Origin of the sequence: Eudoraea sp., assembly GCF_039969275.1 — a bacterium.
Taxonomy (GTDB): Bacteria; Bacteroidota; Bacteroidia; order Flavobacteriales; family Flavobacteriaceae; genus Eudoraea.
The window spans coordinates 553,196-576,051 of the sequence record NZ_JBDVOC010000007.1 but is presented as its reverse complement, the minus strand read 5'-3'; the positions used below and the strand labels follow the sequence as shown (position 1 = coordinate 576,051).

Below are 22,856 nucleotides of genomic sequence, written 5' to 3'. Positions count from 1 at the left end.
GCTCACTTCATCGTAAAGAGAGATAAAAGTCCAGCTAAATACTGGACTTTTTTGTTTTTAATGACCCTCTGCGAATACAAAACATTATCAGAAGATGACCAATGGGATATCGAATTCTCAAAATATAGCTCCTTTATTTATTTCCCCTTAACATCATACTTTCTTTGTAAATCACCCCAGCGTTCCTTGTGGATTTCCTTCATCAAACCAACATTAATCAGGTCAAAAGCGGGGTGGTTCTTCGGTAGCATAAAACTTTGGTAGTTCTCTTTCAAAGTAAAGGGCAGTAGTTTCACCTTTTCATCTAATGAAAGCCGATTGATGTAATATTGCAAAATAGTCCGGTCGTATAGCAGTACATCATTTTCTTTTTTGGCAAGTGCTCTGAGGGCAAGAATTGGCGAGGCATAAGTCTTATGGATAGGGATATTCTCTTGCACTAAATAGGACTCTCCATTGGTAGCACCCACTACGGAAATATTTTTCACCAACCGAATATCCTCGGAATTTTTTATGTCGGTTTGTAATCCGCTTATAGTTAGAGTGGAAGCTATGCCAGCAGTGAAACTCGAAATAATGATCACTGCAGTAAACATCCAAATAATGGCAATCGCTTTGCCCATATTCGACTTGGGAGCTTTATCGCCATATCCCACTGTTGTCATGGTTACCGCTGACCACCATAGACCGTCAAACAGGCCTAACAGACCAGGACGGAATTGAAATTTATTGTGCCTTCGTTCAACAAGCCATAGAAAAAAACCAAAGACAAAAATTACAAAAATGAGTAACAGTATAATTTCCAAAAAAGCCAGTGAGAAAATATTACTGACAAAAACGGTTAAGGGGGAGCGATTTAAGTAGGGAATAGCTACTCCAATACTGGAAATGAAATAGGGCTGCGTCATGTCAAATTTATTAACCCGCGAATCATTCACATCCATAGGATTAATAGTTAGATCGATATCCTGGTACTCAAGCCTTTTTAAAATACCGATGAAATCTGAATATAGTTCATATCGAAAAGTCAGATCGGCAGACTGTGCTATATTTTCCCATAACTCAATACTCAGGCCTTCAAAACTATTATCTTCTGTTTTTATTACAAAGGGTGGATTATGATAAATCCCTACGGTAAGTGTATCTCCTTGGGTAAAGGCCTGTAGGTTATTTACCCCCAACAAGAATATGATTAATATATGAAACCATTGATTCTTCATACCTCTTTCGTTATTTCCTCGTGAATGGAAAAGTGGATAAATTGGGCTAAAATTCTAAACATAACTAAATCATTAGGGTCGAAATGATTTTTCTGGATACTGTAGGCACATAATACGACCGGCTGATCATTTTCTAAAGTAAAAGGAATAAACAATAAGGAACTAAAACGGTAGGCAGCCTTTTCTTGAATATACATTGTATGCTCCTTATTGAAGTCGTTAATTAAGACTTCCTTACTGTTTTCCATAGCCCAGCATGTTAAACTGGTTTTGGTGTTGAAGGATTTGCTTCTAAAGGTATAACCACTTCGTTCCTGGTTGGAAAAACCCTTGTGTACGATTTCATTTTTTTCCTTAAATGCAATTTCAAAAGCGTTTATATCTGAAGATTGTTCAACAGCTTTACCCATCGCTGTGATAATATCGTTCCAGGATGCCTTTTTGGGAATTTCTTTGATGAATAGTTCAAGGGCATGGATATTCGAATTTGCATTTTCCAATTCTGCTTGCTGCTCTTCAAATTCCCGAATCTTTTGATGGAGTTGTGCTTCCTTCATCGCTAACTTTTCATTGGAGTATTTCAGGACTTGCTGTAATCTGTTGAAACGTCGCTTTACATAAAAACGAAAATAATAGGAAACGAATAAAACTAGCAGACCAATGGAACTATAAATAAACCAGGTTTGCAAATACAAGGGCAGGAATACGTTTAACTGAATTTCCAAAGGCTTACTCCATTGGTAACCTCCAGGTTGTCTGGCTCTTAATTCCAGGTAGTAATCACCTGTTTCAAATTGGCTTAGCCTTAACGAATTGTTATTTCCGTTTGATAGCCAGAGCTGTTGTTCCAACATGATCTGTCTATCTTCTTTGGAAAGCAGTCTGTATTGGTATTGAACATTTTTAGCAGGAAAGGACAAATTCGTAAAGTGCACGTTGAGATCATCATTATTTTTTATTTTTAATACCTCATTAAAGCCTTCATTAATTTCCCTTTGATTGATAATGATCTTTCTAATCCTTGGCGGATTGGAGTAGGGAAGGGTTGCCGCAGACATACGTGAGTATACCAGGCCTTCAGACGTGCCTGCCCAAAGGCGTCCCTCAGCATCTGTAGTGATACATCGGTAAGCACTAATAACTGCAGGTAAACCTTCTATTTCACCTAAAATGGTGGAAGTATTTTGTTGGTGAAAAACCAGTCCTTTAGTGGCAGTGGAGATCCAGATATTATTATTGGAATAATGTGTTACTCCTCTCACCTCTTCCTGACCTAAAATATCATTTTGTATCAGTGTAATTTTTTCAGCATCGTAGCGAAGCAAGCCATCTGTGGTAGCCAACCATACAACACCACGATCGTCAATGGTCAAATCATGGGCTTCAAAATTGAGTATAGCTGAAAAAGGAAGGTTAGGACTAAGGTTTACAAATCGGTCTTGATCTGGATCAAAGCGATACAAATAGCTTTCTTCACCTATACCTACGGCATATATTTCGCCCCGGGAACCTTCTTTGATTGCAAGAACCCTACTGGAAAAACCTTTAGTCTCATCATAATACTTGATTTCTCCTTTTGCATTGATCATTGCAATGCCATTAATGGGTTTATTCAAAGGGGCCTGGCAAAACCAAAGGTTCCCTTTACTATCCGGATAAAGATTGAAAATGGTCTCTCCTCGATCATGAAAATCATCATATCGTTTAACGATCTTGTTATTGGCATATTTTAATAATTCAACTTTTGGCGTAGCCGTTGTTACCCAAATGAATCCAGCTTTGTCCTGAGCAACCGCAGTTGCCTGCAAATTATCATAGATGGGCCTGGCGACGAATTCATCTTCATGGGGAGAGATTTCGTATAAATAATTAATGGGTGCCCAGGCTTTACCTTGCTTTCCCATTGAAATACTGATAGGATTATTCAAGGGTAAATTTTTAACGGTTTTGAAAAAGCGTTGTTGGAGCAGCCAAAGTCCGGTTTCCGAACCAACCCAAAGTTTATCATTATTACCTTTGGTATCTGTGCTTACATAAATTTCATAGATATGTCCAAAATCCAATTCTTGTACCCTGTGAGCTTCATTGGCACCATAAATAGTTTGAGGAGGATTGTCTAAATTAGATACTTTAAATAACTTTCCCTTCCGGGTCCCGATGAAGTATTGATCATTTTGATCCGCATACATAGCAGTAATCAGATCATCATCCAGCTCAATTGTTTTAGTTGGCCGGGGCTTATTTTCTTTAATGGTATAGACATGAATTGCATCGCTTCCCACCAGAAGGTAATCTTTGTGAATCAATAAGGTATTCCCATTTTTAATGTTCAGCTTTTTTTCAAAAGTATTAGTGGCTTTATCAAAGTAGAATAATCCATCCAATGGACTCAGCACCCAAATGCCTCCCTTTGAGTCTTCATGTATCGCAAGCTTTTGTGCTTTATTCGTTAAGGAAAATGGATAGGTTTTGAAATCTCCTTGCTGCAATCTCCCAATGCTGTGGTTGGATTGAGTAAGCCATATATCTCGATCATTACCCAGAGCAAAATCGTTGGGATAAAAAGGAAGCCCGGCCGTTTCGTCGATTGTGCCTTCTAGTAACGGAATTACCTTAGGTTGGTAGAGTAAATCGTCAATTTGATAGATACCCATATCATTTACGAACAGCAGCTGATCTTCACGTTTATGAATCTGATGAATGAATTGACTCTTGGTATGCATGCTATAATTGTCAAATTGGATTCCATCAAATCGATACAAACCATTTTGGCTGCCAATCCATATAAAGCCCTCCTGGTCCTGAAGAACAGTCGATACTTTGTCAAAAGGGGCTCCAGAGTCAGAATTGTATTGAACATAGCCATACTGTTGTGCAGAAATATGAAAAGATATGCCGCACAAATAAAGGCAGAGAATTACTTTGTTCAATTTTGTTAACATTAGAAACTAATATAGGAAAAAATTAACCTCTATCAGCATAAGATCTGTGATCATTCTTTCATTTTATCATTAGTTAATTGTTGATCAAAATTAGGGCCAACTGTGTTTTGTTACTCATCTTTTTTAATATGGATTTCTTCAATTTCTTTGCCCAAAAAATAGCCGACAACAATTCTATGGGTAATCATTTCAGAAAGCCCAATAAGCTGTTCCTGATTTAGATCAGAGATAAAAGTCCATCAGAAATGTTGCACTTTTTTTGTTTTTAAGGCACCCTTTTTTTTTGACTCTTACTCAAAAAAACAACTTACTTCATCCAACGTTTTTCTTTGAATTTTAGGCACATAAACTTCTTCATTGGCATATCCCACCGGAAAGAGAATATAGGCTTTTTCGTTCGCTGGCCTCTCCAATATTTTGGCTAAAAAATTCATGGGACTTGGTGTATGGGTTAATGTAACGAGTCCGGCGTTATGAATTGCGGTAATCAACATCCCACAGGCAATTCCAACGGATTCATTTACGTAGTAGTTGTTTTGTTTTTCGCCCTTTTCATTAAATTCATATGTTTTTTTAAATGCAATAATCAACCAGGGTACCGTTTCCAGAAATGGTTTATTCATATCTGTTCCAAGAGGTTCAAGGTCTTTTTTCCATCGTTCACTCATTCTGCCCTCATAACTTTTCTTTTCCTCTGTTTCTGCTGCTGCTCTAATTTTTGATTTCAGAATCTTATTGGAAATAGCACAAAACGTCCAGGGTTGTTTGTGAGCTCCTGAGGGTGCGGTGGAAGCCGATAGAATTAGATTTTCTATTACAGATTTAGGTACAGTTTTGTCTGAGAACATCCTTATAGAACGGCGTTTGTCTAACCATTGATAATAAGTTTTGCTACGGGCTAGCATTTCTTCCTGGGTATATTGATATGGTTGCTCAAAGGATATATGCTCATATCCATTGATTAAAACGATTTCTTTTTTAGTCATGATGCCATGTTTGGGTCGTTGTTATTGTCGGTGAATAGCCCTAATATGTCTTTTTTTTATTTACATCTAATCCAACAATAGTTCGATTTACAAAATAAATCGGTTTCATTTTCTAGTTCTCTCAACACCATTGATTTTAAAGGACCATGCATATTTGTTGCCGGTGGTACTAATGGCATCTTCAGGTATAATTATTAAAAGCCCTTCTTCTTCTGAGTAACTGTAGTTAAGAGGGGCACCATATCCGATTAGTTCTATTTTGCCGCCTTCGTTCGGTTTCACATATTTCAGAACAAGATCTTTTTTTGGAACTTTTAAAGAAATGGCATAAATAATCTGTTCTTCTCTTTTTTTCGTAAAGCGTATGTCGTCACCTTGCTTAAAATGTGTTTTAAGTTTTTCTGTTCCATATACTACTTCACCATTGGTACGAAGCCAATCACCAATTTCTTGGAGTCTTTCTAAACTCGGTTCAGGAATTTCGCCTTCCGAAGTGGGTCCTACATTTAAAAGATAGTTACCTCCCTTTGATGCTACATCAACCAAATTATGTATCATTACCTCTGCAGATTTCCAGTTATGGTCGTTTAATTTATAGCCCCAGGTATCGTTCATGGTCATACAGGACTCCCAATCAACATTGGCGGTCCCTTCCAATATCTCTTGTTCCGGAGTGCCAAAATCGCCGGCATAAACGTCATCTTCCTTATTCATGCCTTGCATTCCCTGTCTTCCTTTATCAACCCTATTATTGATGATTACACTCGGTTTCAACTCCCGAAGATATTGGTACATTTCCTGCCCCATTTCATGGGTATATTCGGGTATCCATTCCCCATCGAACCATATTATTTCAGGGTCATAATTCTCTAAAAGTTCCATTACTTGTGGCTTTAAATAATTGGTGTAATACTCCGGGAATTGGGAATTCATCTTTAGAGAATCCTGTGTGTTGTATTCAGGATAGTTGGGACCCTGGGCTTGTGGATGGTGCCAATCCATTATTGAATGGTAAACTCCAAACCTTATGCCTTCCTCCTTACAGGCCTCTGAAAGTGCCTTTAATATATCCTGGCCATATGGGGAGAAATCTACAATGTCATAATCAGATACTTTTGAATCCCATAGGCCAAAACCATCATGATGTTTGGAGGTGATCACCACATATTTCATCCCAGCTTCTTTCATTGTCCGGGCCCATTTTTTTGCGTCGAATTTCTGTGGATTGAACTGCTTTGCATATTCTTCATACTCAGATATCGGAATTTGGGCACTGTTCATTATCCATTCTCCGATATTATCCACTTCTTTACCATTATGAATTCCGGCAGGCACCGAATAGGGACCCCAATGGATGAACATTCCAAAACGAGCATCGCGCCACCATTTCATTCGTTCATCAAATGAATCGTTAGATTCTTCCAGGTAATTGATAGTTTTAACCTCTTCATTAGAGTCACTTTTTTTAGCTTGTTCCTTGCAGGACAACATCGCAATAATGATAAAAAACATCACTGGATAAAGAATGTTTTTAGTTTTATGGCTGCGTTTCAAAATAGGTACTTTCATCCAAAAATATTTTACAATGAACCTATCAAAGCTAAAATTTATTTTTAGGATTATCAACTTCTAAGAATCCTTATAGGGATTCTTTTTTATTTGCATCCAAAAGAATTAAAAACACATCCTTACAGGAACACTTGTGTTGCAAATAATATATTAATCATGATTCCAACCTCTAAGGCAATCCGGTTAATTGGAAGACAGCTAATAGCTATAAGATATTTTCTCCTGTATTTTATTGTTTATTTATAAAATGAAGGGATTAACTACCCCCTAAAGACGAAAGATCAGCAGATTTGGCAAAATCCCTTTTTTTTTTTATATTCAGATAAAGGATTTCAAATTATTTAATGCTGGTATTATGAGGAAGATTGTTGTTCTTATCGCTTTAATATTTTCATTTCAGGCACATTGCATAAATAGCCTGAATGAAATTTCCGGGGTTGTGACCATGGGAAACACTCCAATCCAAAATGTATCTGTTCAAGTTCAAAATAGCTTTAAAGAGACGTTTACAGATGAGAATGGTAAATATCTTATAACTGCTGAACCGTCTGAAGTATTGGTCTTCAATTATGCCGGTATGCAAAATGTAGAAATAGTGGTGGAAGATGTTACCACAAGATTAAACATCGAAATGAAAATAAAGGTAGAAGCACTAAAAGAAGTTGTAGTTGCCGAAAATAATATCAATAATCAGGATTACTTAAGGTTAGAATATGCGGTTAATAAGAATATCCTGAGTACCGCATTTGGTTATCTGGATGCAAACCGAGTAGGATATTCTATAAAATTAGTGGATGGGGATGATTTAAATCCGGGAGCAATAGATGTAATAACTGCATTGAGGGGAAGGGCTGCCGGGGTAAATATCTTTGGAGGAGAAGTTTATATTAGGGGAGGGGGACCTCAACTAGGAGGTAGAGCAATTCCTGCAATTTATGATTTAGACGGAATGGTCTTAAGGGAGCTTCCTTTTATAACTGTGGAAAATATTGACCGGATAGCGATAATTTCAGGATTAGCCGGTAGGGTGCGGTATGGTAGTATTGCCAGAGGGGGAGTGGTGGTTATAAATACTATTGGCTCTCCGATTAGGAGAGATTCTGAAACTGCAAAAAATTATGACAGGGCACTCATGCGTAATAATATTTATAATAATGATGCGGTAACTGAAAATCGTAGTAATGCAACCGGTTATTTGAAGGAATTATATTCATGCAAAGAAAATTTTGCTGCCAGGGAAGTTTATCAAAAATATTTGCTGAGATATGCAAACGACCCACATTTTATTATTGATACGTATTTATTTTTTCATGATACAGGGGATAAAGCTTTTGCCAAACTAATTTTGGAGAAAAATATAAATGTAGTAGAAAGAAATCCTATTTATGCCAAAGCCATGGCATTTGCTCTGGATTATACGAAAGAGCACTTTAAGGCCAAAGAACTGTACAAAAAGATTTTTATTTTGAGGCCAGAATATATGCAATCCTACCGGGATATGGCAAATAGCTATAGAGCAAATGGAAATTACAAAAAAGCTGCAAGCATGTACATTCGTTATCAATACTTAATAAACGAAGGTATTTTCTCCGATGATAATTCAGCTATTCAAAAAGTAATAGATGGAGAAATGAACAATCTATTTGTACTTCATAGCACAGATTTTATGGAGGATTCGAATGTAGTTGGTTTCACAAATTATAATAAGAATAAGGGCGAAACCAGATTATTTTTTGAATGGAATGACAGTGAGGCAGAATTTGATTTGGAATTTGTTAATCCGCAACAAAATAATTTTATCTGGGAACATTCGTTAGAAAATTCTTCTAAGCGCATCAAGAACGAGAAAATCGTTGGGTATTCTTCTGAAGAATTCTTTGTTGATGGGTCACTACCGGGAAAGTGGCAGATAAATGTTAATTACAGAGGAAATAAAAAATCATCTCCGGTCTATTTGAAATTAACCAAATTCACAAATTATAACACACCTTCTCAAAAAATTCATGTGTCTGTCTATCGTTTGACGTTGAAGGATGTAAATCAAAAATTAACTGATTTCGATAATTTAGTTACTCTCTCGGTTAATTAAGCAACTTTTTGTTGCTCTTTATTCTATACCCGAGCGCAAGCTTTCCTCTTACAAGAGTAAAAGCACCATTATTTCCAAAATCCAGATTGGACATGTTTGCAGAGACCCCCAGGCTTATATTGGTGTAAAAACGGTTCCATTTATATCCAAAAAGCGCCGATCCATTTAGTTTATAAAGCATAGGATTGCTCGGATTATAGGATGAGGTCTCTGTCTCTACATTTTTAATAGTTAGGCCAATACCTGCTTTTGCAGTAATCCCAATATAAAAGTTTGAGGGGAGTTTATAGAGGCTAACCAAACCACCTAGTATGCCAATTCCGTAATTAGTGAAATTGGTAATCCTAGCCTGTTCATTGAAATAAGGTTCAAACTCCATAGGAATAATAGAACTATCTGCAGAAATCTGATTATATACCAGGAACCCACCTATCCCAAAAGAAAATATATTCTGTTTTTGATCTTTAAGTCCTGATCTTAACAATGTCTGATTGTATTCACCGGCATTGAAAAGGTATAAATAATCAATGCCGCCAGCAATTGATTTTATATCTTCTCTGAAGACGGTCGTATTATTTACGGAATTTTCAACATTAAATCCATCATAGATCTGAAAATAAAAATCGATAACACTTTTATTAAATATAAAGCCACCTCGAAAGTCAAAACGATCCGTATTTTCAGTGTTTTCATCCTTTAAATTAAATGCTATATCGAGAATTAGCTTTCGTGTCGCTATTCCTACACCAACACCAAACAAGTTATTCGGAATATATTTCAAGGCAGCATTATCATTAGACAATTTAAATCCCTGCGCTCTAATATCTCCGAAGAGTCTAACAGACCAGTTCCGAAGATCACGATCAATAAGTAAGGAATCTATTAGATTTGTAGTTCGGACAGAATCTGTTTTATCTAAGTTCTGAGACCAGCAAAGTGCATTAATCAGAAAAAAAAGAGGTAGTAATAATTTTCTTTTGTTAACAAAACCAATCACTGTTTTGATTTTAATTTTGAAAATTATAAATCTCCAAAAGGAACTAATGCGTTGTGGTTTGTTATTGTCATCCATTAAAAAATCTGGAATAATCTAATATTTAGAATGTCTATTAAAGATACTTAAAATAAGTCGACTCTTTTAATTATTTTATTTCTTTAAGTTCCTGTTTCAAGAATTCTAATTATAAAGATGTAGTAGGTCTATTTGCCTTCGTAATTTGTAAACTTAGACGGCTAATTTCGTCTAATCTATTGTGCTATTACTGCTTCAATTTTGAGTGGCAATATCACTGAACTATAGTATAAGAAACAGATGAAAATAGATAAAATTGGTTTTGGGGGAGGTTGTCATTGGTGCACGGAGGCCGTATTTCAATCACTTAATGGAGTTGTAAAAGTAGAGCAGGGTTGGATTTCGGCAGTTGAATCAGAGGACTTCCACGAAGCCATATTACTACATTTTAATTCTGATATCATCTCATTAGGAGAATTGATAGAAGTGCACCTTTATACTCATAATAGCACCTCCAACCACTCCATGAGAAATAAATACCGCTCTGCTGTTTATACCTTCAATAAGTTGCAGTATCAAGACGCTGCTAATATCTTAAGACTGCTACAAAAAGACTTTGAAGACCAGCTAATCACCCATGTATATGGGTTTAAAGAATTTAGAATGTCACCCGAATCTTTTCAAAATTACTACCTGAAAAACCCAGAAAAACCTTTTTGCAAAACCTACATAGACCCCAAATTGAAAATGCTTCTTAGAAGATTTCCAAAGAACTTTATAGAGCCTACTCTGACACCAATACAAATTGGGGAGGAACAAAAGATCAAAAAATAAATTGGAGTTACCTGGTTGGGATTAAAAATTCCTATTTTTGTGCCCCTGTAATATTTTCATTTGCAGAAATTGGCCTCATAGTTCAACGGATAGCCCCGATAGCTATCGGGGGAAGTTTCCTAAACTTGCAGGAAGAATAAGAGAAAGTATTTTTAAATTCGCAAATTATAATTGGCCTCATAGTTCAACGGATAGAATAGAAGTTTCCTAAACTTTAGATCCAGGTTCGATTCCTGGTGAGGCTACGGATGAGTAAAACAGGCCTTTGAGTTAGCAAAGGCTTATTTTTTTGAAATCGGATTAGAATAACCTGGTTACTTGTGGTCCGGTTCAAAAATAAAACCAACTGCATAGCAGTTGGACTTTTGTATTTTCAGTGCGAGTTGTTCTCAGGAACAGCGAAGCTATCTCCTGGTGGGGCTACTATCTTCTTTATTAGCTCGCAGTTTCCAAAATCTTACTTATATTAGTATACATGGAGTGATCTGTGGCAGACACTTCGTGGAACACCTTCTTTTTTCGCTTTAGAAAAAGCTTCATAAAGGACTTATATCGCCAACATATATGAAACTAACCTCTGAACAGGAACAACAATTAAAGCAGGTATACGAAGCTTATTGGGCCCAGTATTTGAAGGGCAATGTTAAGGCTATGGAAGACTTACTCGACAAATCCTATACCCAGGTTGGCAGTGCTGAAAGCGAGGTATTTTCGACAAAAAAGCAAGCTGTTGAATTTTTGAGGAATACGATCGATGAAGTGGCCGGAAAACTGGAAATGCGCAACCGCATCACACAAATGGAGCAGCAGGATGCAATAGTGATGTTCCATGAACGCTGCGAACTATACGCATTGGATGGAAGGCAATGGGTTTTCTATTCCAAATTCAGAGCCACGACCCTATTGACTGAAAGAAAAGATGGATGGAAAATAATACATCAGCATTCTTCTTTCCCTGATTCAAAAACCGAAGAAGGCCAGAATGTGGCCATTGATAAAATAGCCGAAGAGAACAGGGAATTGCGCGAGGCGGTAAAAAGACGTACCGTTGAATTGGAGCAAAAAAACAGGGAACTAGCGATAGAGGCATCACTGGAAAGGGTAAGGGCCCGTGCAATGGCTATGCAGAACTCCGATGAGTTATCCGAATTGGTGGATACTGTTTTTAAAGAATTGACAAAACTTGATTTGGCACTTTCCTGGTGTATGATCAATATTATTGATGAGCCCACAATGTCCAATACAGTTTGGGGAGCAAATCCGGAGATTGGGAAAGCACCTGAATCGTATCACATGTTGTTTGAAGACTATCGTTTTCATCATGAAATGTTTAAGGCGTGGAAAGAGAAAAAAGATAAATGGGTTTTTGTATTGAAAGGGGCTGAAAAAGAAATTTATGATGCCTATTTATTTACCCAAACAGAATTCAGAAGAGTACCCAAACCGGTACAGAAAGAAATGCGTGCAACAAAACAATATGTCGCTTCTTTCACCTTCAGTAATTTTGGAGGCCTGCAAACCGTTGGCGAAGAACCTTTATCTGATGAGAGCCTTGATATTCTAAGTCGTTTTGGAAAAGTGTTTGATCTTACCTATACCCGATTTAATGATCTGCAAAAAGCGGAAGCGCAGGCTCGGGAAGCACAGATAGAAGGGGCATTAGAGCGTGTAAGGTCCCGTTCGATGGGCATGCAAAAGAGTGAGGAGCTCAAAGAGGTAGTAAAGGTAATCTTTGACCAGCTCTCCCACCTGAGCATCAATGCAGAGCATGCAGGTATTGTCGTTGATTACGAACCTAAAAAGGACTTCCATTTTTGGGTCGCTGATAATCAGGACATTCCGGCTAGGATAACAGTTCCCTACCTCGATTTGGTATGGGACAGACAATTCACAGAAGCAAAAAAGAAAGGCAAGGATTTTTTTACGACACAATTGGATTTTGAAGAAAAAAATAGTTTTTATAAAAAACTACTTCCTCACATTGAAGGTATTACTAAACAGGCACAGGATTTTTATTTCAGTTGTCCCGGACTGGCCGCATCAACCGTCATAGAAAAAGACATAGGTCTCTATATTGAAAATTTTTCAGGGACACCATATACCGAGAAGGAAAATGATATCCTCAGGCGATTTGCCAAAGTTTTTCAGCAGACCTATACCCGTTTTCTCGATCTTCAAAATGCCGAAGCCCAGGCACGGGAAGCGCAAATTGAAGTGGCTTTGGAAAGGGTGCGGTCTAAGGCCATGGCCATGCACCATACGGACGAATTGACCGAGGTCCTGGGCGTGTTGTTTGATCAATTCGATTTCCTGGGGATCAACCCCGTCCTTACCCATTTAACACTGTTTGACGAAGAAAATGAAACGTTTACGCTGCGAATCACAACCGGGGGAAAGAACAGGACCATTGCCGAACAACGCATCGATGTGAATGCGGTGGAAAGCTGGAAGCAATCATTTGCAAACTGGAAAAAGAGTAAACTTCATGCCATCGATTGTATTGATTATCCACCGGAAATATTGCCTGCTGTTTGGGAGTTGCTCGATGAAGTAATGAGTGCCCTTCCAGAAGGGCAGAAACTAAGTCCTTCAGATTTCCCGGAAGGACTCTATACCACCCAGGGACATTGCAAATATGGATTTATAGGGTTCAATCATACACGAAGGGCCACCGAAGAGGAAAGGGAGATCGTGATCCGCTTTGCCAAGGAATTTGGACGCTTGTACCAGCGCTTCCTAGACATTCAAAATGCGGAAGCGCAGAATCGCGAAGCACAGATTGAAGGAGCTTTGGAAAGAGTGCGTTCCAAGACCATGGCGATGCATAATAGTGGAGATTTAGAGAATATAGTTATTTCTTTATTTGATGAAGTAATGAAATTAGGTCTGGACAAATCTATGCGCTGTGGAATTGGTATTCTTGAAGATCATGAAGGTATGGAAACCAGATCAGTGAATTCTAATTCCGATGGAACAGTAGAATTAAGGGTTGGGATGCTAAACATGACAATACATCCCATGTTGGTAGGGCTTAAAAAAGCCTGGAAAAATGGAAGCAAAAGGTATTCATATAACTATACAACAAAGGATGTTAGGAAATATTACGAGGCACTCAATAAGGAACCTGGCTATCCATTTAATGCCAATCTTGAAACATTGCCAGATCGAGAATTTCATCAAAGTTTCTTTTATTCTTCAGGGATTATTTTTGCGTTTTCTAAAAATCCGATTTCAGAAGAATCATCTAAAATACTAGCACGGTTTGCTGCTGTTTTTGGACAAACATATAGAAGATACTTAGATCTACAAAAAGCAGAAGCCCAGGCGAGGGAAGCACAAATTGAAGCAGCTTTAGAAAGGGTAAGGGCCAAATCTATGGCCATGTATAAGAGTGAAGAACTCCCGGAAACAGCACAGGTACTTTTTGAGCAATTTTCATTATTTGGAAATATGCCAGACCGAATAAGCATTGGAATCTTTAAGGAAGAAGAAAAATTGATAGAGTTATGGGCCACGGATCAAATTGGGAGTCAGCTCGATCAGAAATATAGCGGTCCGATAGATGAGGCAACAACCATTGCTAAAATGCACAAAGCATGGAAAGAGGGCAATGATTCTATAGTAGTTGATCTTTCAGGCAAAAAATTAAAAGACTGGGTACGCTATATTAAAGAAGATATGAAGATGCATATCGATGATTCCCATATTAAGGGGAGAAGGGTACAGCAGGCTGCTTTTTTCTCCAAAGGCATGCTTCTTTGCACTACAAATGAACCTGTGGCAGAAGAGATCATGCAGTTATTGGTTCGTTTTGCCAAGGTTTTTGACCAAACCTATACCCGTTTCCTTGACCTGCAAAAAGCGGAAGCCCAGGCACGAGAGGCCATTAAACAAGCATCGTTAGACAGGGTTCGTGGAGAGATTGCCAGTATGCGGTCTGCCGAAGATCTTCAGCGTATTACGCCTCTGGTATTTAATGAACTTACTTCCCTGGGAGTTCCTTTTTTTAGATGCGGAGTCTTTATTATTCATGAAAAAGAGAAAAAATTAGAAGTGTATTTATCGGCCCCGGACGGTCATTCCCTGGGAGTATTGCATCTTCCCTTTAATGTAAATTCGCTCACGCAAAACTCCGTAGAAAACTGGAAAAAAAATGAAGTATACCATCAACACTGGACAAAGGAAGATTTTGAAGAGTGGACACAATCCATGATGTCAAAAGGACAAATACAGGATGTGACCATCTATCAGGATGCGGCCGCTCCACCTGATTCTCTGGACCTTCATTTTATACCCTTTACCCAGGGAATGCTCTATGTTGGCAATGCCACACAACTGCAAGAAGGTGATATTGATCTCGTGAGATCTTTGGCAGAAGCCTTTGCAATCGCTTATGCGCGTTATGAGGATTTTACCAAACTGGAAAAGGCCAAAGAAAGTATAGAAACAACACTTACCGACTTAAAACAAACTCAACAACAATTAGTGCAGTCTGAAAAAATGGCATCACTGGGAGAACTAACCGCAGGGATTGCGCATGAGATCCAAAACCCCTTGAACTTTGTCAATAATTTCTCCGAGGTAAGCGTGGAACTCATTGAGGAGATGCATGAAGAATTAGAGAAAGGTGACCTTAAGGAAGCTTTAGCACTCGCAGATGACGTGAAACAAAATCTGGGTAAGATTACCCACCATGGTAAAAGGGCCGATGGGATCGTAAAAGGCATGTTACAGCACAGTCGCAGTAGCAGCGGGCAAAAAGAACCTACCGATATTAATGCGCTTGCAGATGAATATTTTCGGCTGGCCTATCATGGTTTAAGGGCCAAGGACAAGGCATTCAATGCCACTATGAAATCTGAATTTGACGAAAGTATAGGTGAAATCAAAATCGTTCTTCAGGATATTGGGCGCGTGATTTTGAATTTAATCACCAATGCGTTTTATGCAGTGAATGAGAAGTCCACCTCCGCCAAGGCTCGTGCCTCCGCCGAAGCTTCAGGCGACGCGCGGGTGGGGGATAAGAATTATGAACCCACCGTTTCAGTCAGCACAAAAAAAACCGGGGATCAGGTTTTGATTTCAGTCAAGGACAACGGCAATGGTATCCCTAAAAAGGTTATTGATAAAATATTCCAACCTTTTTTTACCACAAAGCCTACGGGTGAGGGTACAGGATTAGGGCTAAGCATGAGCTATGATATTGTAAAGGCGCATGGGGGAGAACTGAAAGTGGAGACAAATGAAGGTGAAGGAAGTCAATTTATTATCATATTACCTGTTTAAATTATGAATGTAAGAAACGTATTCATTAGCATGATATTTATCCTTGTCTTTGCACCTTTAAAGGCTCAGGATACGCTTTTCGTTGATCCAGGCAAATTGGATAGTTTGAAGGTGCTTGTTTTTAAACGCAATCAAAATGATAAAGAAAAAATAAGGTTACTCAATGAGTATGCCCGGATGAGTTTTTATAATCAAGAAATTATTCAGGGTTTTTCCGCAACAATAGAGGCAATTGAATTGTCGGAAAAAATTGAATTTAAAGAGGGAGAGATCATGTATCATGAGACCTTGGCCGCCTTCTTGGGCCCGGAAGATATTGTTTCATATCATCATCAAAAGGCAAGGATGCTATCCACACAATTGAATCAAAATGATTCCTTTACTGAAGTCCAGCCTCCGGATGGCTATCCGACGCCTTATAATGAAATGTCTTATAAGAAACTGTTGAAGGCATTAGAACATTTCAAGGATGTTAAGAACAAGGAAATATTGGCAGCATTATATGACCATCTTGGTTATTACTACTATACTATAAATGATATTGATCAATTTAGATTAACATTGAATAGTATCATAGAGATTTATTCAGATTTGGAAGAATTTTATCCATTATTCCTCTATTATTCTATTTTAGGAAATGTAGCTATCGAAGAAAATGATGTTTTGGAAAAGGATATCATTGAAGCCAAAATTGAAGAATTGGTAGCGTCAATGAAAAATAAAAATGAGACAGGGCCATTAAATTTTCAATTGGCAAATTATTATAGAATTAACGGGCAAAATACGATTGCTATAGAGCATTATTTGCGGTGTATTGATTTTTTTGAATCAATTAATGATTATTTTATGTTGTCGGATGTATATAGTCAAATGTACCAACTGTATTCAGGTTTAGAGATGTTCGATAGAGGAGCTGAAGCGATTGAGAATAGAGTCAAACTATTGGTGGCACATAATTTACCCGCAGATATGTTTAATGCATACAATCAGGTAATGTGGGCCATGTACGATGCTAAAAATTACGACAAAGCGCGATATTATAATCAGCTTAAAAAAAGCATATCCACGCCGCTTACTGCCGAAGATTTCGTGGCAGATAGTTATAGCCTTGAAGGTCATATTCAAATGGATAAGAAACATTATGAGGTAGCCATTTCGCTAATTGAAAAAGCTCTTGACGTATCAATTAGGTTGAAAAGAGTCGGTAATGATGAATGGGAAGCCTATCGCATATCAACTTGCTATTATAATCTTAATGACCATGAAAATGCCCTAAAGTATGCTTTGCTAAGTCAAGAAGTTTTATATGAAGACAATATCAGATTAAAAAAGCGATTAAATTTGACATTTTCTGACATTTATGACGCGCTGGGAAACGAGAACCTGGCATATAAGCATTTAAAGATCTACAAGGATCTTATCAAAGAATCAGAGGATATTGATATTGCAAACGTTCTTATGAAGGCAGAAGTTCGATCGGTGATTGATAGGAATCAAAAGGAAATTGACATACTTGAAAGAGAACAATTTATAAAAGAGCAACAAAACAAAAATCAGCGCTTATGGATCATAAGTATTGCCGGAGCTCTTTTATTTGCCTTAATACTTAGCTCTATCTTATTTCGAAATAATAAAAACAGACAAAGGGCAAATCTAATTCTTCAGCAACAAAAGGAGAAAGTTCAGGAGACTTTGGTAGCGTTAAAAGCAACACAATCCCAATTAATACAATCCGAAAAGATGGCATCTTTAGGAGAGCTCACTGCGGGAATTGCGCATGAAATTCAAAACCCACTTAATTTTGTCAATAATTTCTCTGAAGTTTCTCAGGAACTGATGAAAGAAATGTATGAGGAGATTGAGAAGGGTAATCAGAGAGAAGCGCTGGAAACAGGAAATGATATTGAGCAAAACCTTGAAAAGATACATCACCACGGGCAACGTGCCAGTGAAATTGTAATAGGCATGTTGCAGCACAGTCGCAGCAGCAGTGGACAAAAAGAGCCAACAGATATCAATGTGCTGGCAGATGAATATTTACGGCTGGCTTATCATGGTTTAAGGGCCAAGGACAAATCGTTCAACGTAACTATGGAAACGGATTTTGACGAAAGTATAAGTAAAATCAATATAGTTCCTCAGGATTTCGGAAGAGTAATTTTGAATTTAATCACCAATGCTTTTTATGCAGTTTCTGAGAGAAAACTACAACAACAGGAAGGTTATGAACCCACCGTTTCAGTCAGCACAAAAAAAACCGGGGATCAGGTTTTGATTTCAGTCAAGGACAACGGCAATGGTATCCCTAAAAAGGTGTTGGACAAAATCTTTCAACCTTTCTTTACCACCAAACCAACCGGACAGGGAACGGGATTGGGATTATCCTTATCTTATGATATTGTAAAAGCGCATGGAGGGGAACTCAATGTTAAAACTAAGGAAAATGAAGGTACGGAATTTACTATTATTTTGCCGGCATAGGTCTGGGGGTCCCGATAGCTCCTTCTCCATAGTATTACGAAGGAGAAGCTATCGGGATGAAAGTAGAGACCAAAGAAGGGGAGGGAAGTAAGTTTATTATTCATATTCCATTTGGTAAAAGCAAGTATTAATAGCTTAAGAGCGTATCGACTTAATGATATAATTCTTAACTTACCTTAAAGCTTTATACAGATTATAATAATGGACTTACTTGAACTCAAACGTTTACAAGATCCTTTAAAGGAAAAATACAGAACAAATCCGAATTCTGCTTTGATAACCTTAAGCGCTACTGCCCGCTGTGGGGAGGGGGTTACATGTAAAATTGAAACTGGACAAATGATGGCAGAGGCTGGCTTGCACCCGGCCACTGGAGGTGATGGCCTATCGGTATGTTCGGGCGATATGCTACTTGAGGCATTAGCCGCGTGTGCAGGGGTAACGCTCAAAGCGGTGGCTACATCCATCAACTTTAGTTTTCAGGATGCCTATGTGCAGGTAGAAGGCGATCTGGATTTCAGAGGCACTTTATCAGTTGACAGAGATGCTCCTGTTGGCTTTAGGGATATTAGGTTGCGTTTTCAGCTCGATACTGTAGAACCCCCTGAAAAGATCAAAACGCTGATCAAATTAACGGAACGATATTGTGTGGTCTACCAGACCCTGATCAAAGAGAATGCCATCAGTGTTTCAATAAATAAGTCTTAAAGAAAAATCTTTCAACCCTTCTTTACAACCAAACCCACGAGGCAGGGAACGGGATTGGGATTATCCTTATCTTATGATATTGCCAAAGCGCATGGAGGGGAGCTGAAGGTAGAAACAAAGGAAAACGAAGGATCAGCATTCAATATTTATTTGCCCTTGTAAATTAAAGTAGTTTACCAAATGACAAAAAGCAAAATAGCGATATCACTATGTTTATTTATCATTAATACTATCGTTGCACAAAACCAGCCTATTGTAGATAGTTTAAAAACGATAATAAATCTGCAAAAACAAGATACCATTCAAGTGAATGCATTAGCTTATTTGGCCTATGAACAAACACAATTAGATTCAACGATAAAATACGCACGGCAAGGCCTGCGGCTCGCACAAAAATTAAATTATAAAAAGGGCGAAGCTGATTGCTTTTTTGTTATGGGAAGATCCAACGGTGATTTCAACTGGAATATAAAACAACGTCTGACGGCTTTAAGTATTTATGAGGACATACGAAATAACACCGGCATTGCATTCTCACATTTGTCTTTACAAGGAGCTTATAGGGAAGCACTTGATTACCAGAATGCATTAAAGCATGGAATTGTAGGTGAACAAATAGCTGAAGCGAATAATGTGAAGGGGGTATTTGTATTTGCGGGTCACCGGCTTGCTCCTTTATTTTCAGCGGAAATCAGTCAAACATATTTGCTTATGAATAAACTTGATTCTGCTTTGTTATATGCCCATAAATCTATAGACCAGAATGAACTTTTTAATGGCTCAAAATGGGGTTTTCCATTTTATCTTTTGGCAATAATTGAAACCAGGCAGCAAAATTATACCTCCGCCCTACAAAATTTCCGGTCGTCAATTTCACTATCAATCCGGAATGGATTTCCGCATGATACCTTACAGATATATTCCGGTATGTCAACACTATTTAACAAGACAGAACAGTTAGATTCAGCCATTTTTTATGCACAAAAAGTTAGCCGGTCAGGTTATAATCAGACGGAACTAAAAAATATGGCAGAAGCGCTGACTAATCTTGCGCATGGATACAAATTAAAAGGAAATAAGGATAGCCTATTGAAATATATGGAACTGAGCCATAATTTTAAGGATAGTATTTATAGCAAAGCAAAAAATCAGGAGTTACAAAATATTACTTTCAATGATCAATTGAAACGACAGGAAATTAAAGAGACGCAGCTTAAATATAAAAGCAAAGTGCAGCTATTTGCATTGGCCTTGGGTTTGTTTGTTGTAGTATTGATTGCAGGCATACTTTGGCGTAACAATCTTCACCGAAAAAAAGCCTACGCACTATTACAAACACAAAAGCAGGAAACCGATCTTCAAAAAGTAAAAGTTGAACAGGCATTTGATGAATTAAAATCCACACAGGCACAATTGATACAATCCGAAAAGATGGCGTCACTCGGTGAACTCACTGCCGGTATAGCCCATGAGATTAAAAACCCCCTGAATTTTGTGAACAATTTCTCGGAGGTGAGTAACGAACTGATCGTTGAGATGAACGAAGAAATAGAGAAAGGAGATCTGAAAGAAGCGAAAGCAATCGCGGACGACATCAAACAAAATCTGGAAAAAATAAATCACCACGGTAAACGGGCCGATTCTATTGTAAAAGGCATGCTACAACACAGCCGCAGCAGTAGTGGTGTAAAAGAGCCCACCGATATCAATGCACTCTGCGATGAGTACCTACGCCTGGCCTATCATGGCCTACGAGCCAAGGACAAGAGTTTTAATGCGAAGTTTGAAACTACTTTTGAAGAAGGTATTGGTAAGGTGAATGTCATTCCACAAGATATTGGAAGAGTGATTTTGAATTTAATCACCAATGCATTCTATGTTGTCACTGAACGGAACAAACTCGAACAAAAGGGTTATGAACCTAAGGTAACGGTATCCACAAAAAAAGAAAATGATAAAGTTATTGTTACAGTACAGGACAACGGCAACGGCATTCCCGATTCGGTCAAGAAAAAGATCTTTCAACCTTTTTTCACGACCAAACCTGTGGGGCAGGGAACAGGATTGGGGTTGAGTATGAGCTATGACATCGTGACCAAAGGGCATGGAGGCGTATTAAAGGCAGCTTCCAAAGAAAGGGAAGGAACCACCTTTACCGTGGTCTTACCCATTACAAAGGAAAATAAGAAACCTAAAAAATAAATGCGAATAAACAATAAACCATTAGACCTATGAAAATTTTAGTAGTAGACGACGAACGAGACGTACAATTGTTGTTTCAGCAACGATTCCGAAAAGAGATCCGGAAAAACGAACTTACATTTGTCTTTGCCTTTTCAGGGGAAGAGGCACTTACCTATTTAGGGGAGCACAATCATGAGGCTGTGCTCATCTTGTCGGATATTAACATGCCGGGAATGAGTGGCTTAGAGCTTCTGGAACAAATAAAGAAGAATTACGTAAAGCCCCCGCCAGTGGTTATGATGATTACGGCATATGGAGACAAGGAAAACTATGATACGGCCATGAAACTGGGGGCGGATGATTTCCTCACCAAACCGGTAGAATTTGGTATCTTAAAGGAAAAATTAAAAGCAATACTGTAATGGCTAAAATATTGGTGGTAGATGATGAGACCGATCTGGAAGTCCTCATCAAACAAAAATTTCGAAAACAAATACGGCAAAACGAATACGAGTTTGTTTTTGCCATCAATGGGATAGACGCCCTGGAGAAATTGGACACCCATCCCAATACGGACCTGGTGCTGAGCGACATTAATATGCCGGAAATGGACGGGCTTACTTTACTTACTAAACTCAACGAATTAAACCCACTATTAAAATCGGTGATGGTATCGGCCTATGGCGATATGGAAAACATCCGTACAGCCATGAATCGTGGAGCGTATGACTTTATTACCAAGCCCATCAATTTTGAAGACCTCACCATTACAGTGGAGAAGACCTTAAAACATGTACGGCAACTTCGGGAGACTCTAAAGGCAGTGCGGGAGAACAATATCCTAAAAATGTATGTGGATGAAAACGTACTGAGCTTTATGGACAGCAAGGAATATGAAGCTACAATTATGACCAATGAAAACATTGAGGCCACGGTGATGTTCATAGATGTTTGTGGCTTTACGGCTATCAGTGAGAGCACCGCGGCCGACGTGGTGGTGAATATGCTGAACACTTACTTCGATATTATGGTGAAGGAAATTATTGCCCAGGAAGGATATGTAGACAAGTTTATCGGCGATGCCATTATGGCTGTGTTTAGAGGGGAATATCATTTGGACCGGGCCATTGATGTTGCTTTAGCTGTACGTCAAAAAATCGGTAACCTTCCGAAACCTGAGGGAATTTCGAATTATACTCCGAAAGTATCTATCGGCATCAAAAGCGGTGAGATGGTCTCCGGGAACATTGGCTCATCGAGTTTAAAAAGGTTGGACTATACGGTAATCGGGGACACAGTGAATATTGCGGCCCGCTTACAGGATGCCGCCAAAGAAAACCAAATCATTATTTCTGAAGGTTGTTATGAGGGTGTTAAGGAATCTTTTCGCTGTAAAAAAGTGGGTAGTATTAGCATGAAAAATAAGGCAGCCCCGCTTACGGTGTATGAAGTTCTGGAATAGCCTATAAAATTAAATAATACCGGTTTAAACGACAGAGATAAAGGATAATTTCAATTTCCCAAATCTTCTTTACCTTAGCACCA

Annotated in this window: 14 protein-coding genes and 1 tRNA gene; 10 read left to right on the top strand and 5 right to left on the bottom strand. The window is 38.3% G+C overall.

Annotated elements, in window-relative coordinates; translation table 11 throughout:
- Positions 1-137 precede the first annotated feature (137 nt).
- From ABJH90_RS07085 to ABJH90_RS07070, 4 genes are all read right to left on the bottom strand, one after another.
- Positions 138-1,220 (bottom strand): transporter substrate-binding domain-containing protein, encoded by a 1,083-nt coding sequence (locus tag ABJH90_RS07085; RefSeq protein WP_348137916.1) that lies wholly within the window; start codon positions 1,218-1,220, stop codon positions 138-140.
- Positions 1,217-4,162 carry a hypothetical protein gene (locus ABJH90_RS07080; protein WP_348137914.1) on the bottom strand — a complete coding sequence of 982 codons (2,946 nt, stop codon included), beginning with the start codon at positions 4,160-4,162 and terminating at the stop codon, positions 1,217-1,219. Before ABJH90_RS07080 ends, ABJH90_RS07085 begins: the two co-directional genes overlap by 4 nt.
- A gap of 290 nt (positions 4,163-4,452) precedes the next feature.
- Entirely contained in the window at positions 4,453-5,148 is a 696-nt protein-coding gene (locus ABJH90_RS07075) for a nitroreductase family protein (RefSeq protein ID WP_348137912.1), read from the bottom strand.
- A gap of 105 nt (positions 5,149-5,253) precedes the next feature.
- Positions 5,254-6,717: an alpha-L-fucosidase gene (locus tag ABJH90_RS07070; protein ID WP_348137910.1), complete on the bottom strand. Its 1,464-nt coding sequence runs from the start codon at positions 6,715-6,717 to the stop codon at positions 5,254-5,256.
- A gap of 355 nt (positions 6,718-7,072) precedes the next feature.
- Here ABJH90_RS07070 and ABJH90_RS07065 point away from each other — a divergent pair, with 355 nt between their 5' ends.
- Positions 7,073-8,806 (top strand): carboxypeptidase-like regulatory domain-containing protein, encoded by a 1,734-nt coding sequence (locus ABJH90_RS07065; RefSeq protein WP_348137908.1) that lies wholly within the window; start codon positions 7,073-7,075, stop codon positions 8,804-8,806.
- Here ABJH90_RS07065 and ABJH90_RS07060 read toward each other — a convergent pair.
- Entirely contained in the window at positions 8,799-9,803 is a 1,005-nt protein-coding gene (locus ABJH90_RS07060) for a DUF4421 family protein (protein ID WP_348137907.1), read from the bottom strand. The genes ABJH90_RS07065 and ABJH90_RS07060 overlap by 8 nt on opposite strands.
- A gap of 315 nt (positions 9,804-10,118) precedes the next feature.
- Here ABJH90_RS07060 and ABJH90_RS07055 point away from each other — a divergent pair, with 315 nt between their 5' ends.
- The 9 genes from ABJH90_RS07055 (at position 10,119) to ABJH90_RS07015 (ending at position 22,773) form a co-directional block, all read left to right on the top strand.
- Positions 10,119-10,652 (top strand): peptide-methionine (S)-S-oxide reductase, encoded by a 534-nt coding sequence (locus tag ABJH90_RS07055; RefSeq protein ID WP_348137905.1) that lies wholly within the window; start codon positions 10,119-10,121, stop codon positions 10,650-10,652.
- A 173-nt stretch (positions 10,653-10,825) separates the two neighbouring features.
- Positions 10,826-10,897: transfer RNA gene (locus tag ABJH90_RS07050), tRNA-Arg, on the top strand.
- 319 nt (positions 10,898-11,216) lie between these two features.
- Positions 11,217-15,938, top strand: a complete 4,722-nt coding sequence (locus tag ABJH90_RS07045) for an ATP-binding protein (RefSeq protein ID WP_348137903.1) — start codon at positions 11,217-11,219, stop codon at positions 15,936-15,938.
- A gap of 3 nt (positions 15,939-15,941) precedes the next feature.
- Positions 15,942-18,419: an ATP-binding protein gene (locus ABJH90_RS07040; protein ID WP_348137901.1), complete on the top strand. Its 2,478-nt coding sequence runs from the start codon at positions 15,942-15,944 to the stop codon at positions 18,417-18,419.
- 201 nt (positions 18,420-18,620) lie between these two features.
- Positions 18,621-19,127, top strand: coding sequence for an OsmC family protein (locus tag ABJH90_RS07035; protein ID WP_348137899.1), 507 nt, complete (start codon positions 18,621-18,623; stop codon positions 19,125-19,127).
- 6 nt (positions 19,128-19,133) lie between these two features.
- Positions 19,134-19,289 carry an ATP-binding protein gene (locus ABJH90_RS07030; RefSeq protein ID WP_348137977.1) on the top strand — a complete coding sequence of 52 codons (156 nt, stop codon included), beginning with the start codon at positions 19,134-19,136 and terminating at the stop codon, positions 19,287-19,289.
- Between the two features lie 18 nt (positions 19,290-19,307).
- Complete coding sequence (locus tag ABJH90_RS07025) at positions 19,308-21,329, top strand: ATP-binding protein (RefSeq protein ID WP_348137897.1); 2,022 nt, start codon at positions 19,308-19,310, stop codon at positions 21,327-21,329.
- 29 nt (positions 21,330-21,358) lie between these two features.
- On the top strand, positions 21,359-21,733 hold the full coding sequence (locus tag ABJH90_RS07020) for a response regulator (RefSeq protein WP_348137895.1): 375 nt from the start codon (positions 21,359-21,361) through the stop codon (positions 21,731-21,733).
- Positions 21,733-22,773, top strand: a complete 1,041-nt coding sequence (locus ABJH90_RS07015) for an adenylate/guanylate cyclase domain-containing protein (protein ID WP_348137893.1) — start codon at positions 21,733-21,735, stop codon at positions 22,771-22,773. Before ABJH90_RS07020 ends, ABJH90_RS07015 begins: the two co-directional genes overlap by 1 nt.
- Positions 22,774-22,856 lie beyond the last annotated feature (83 nt).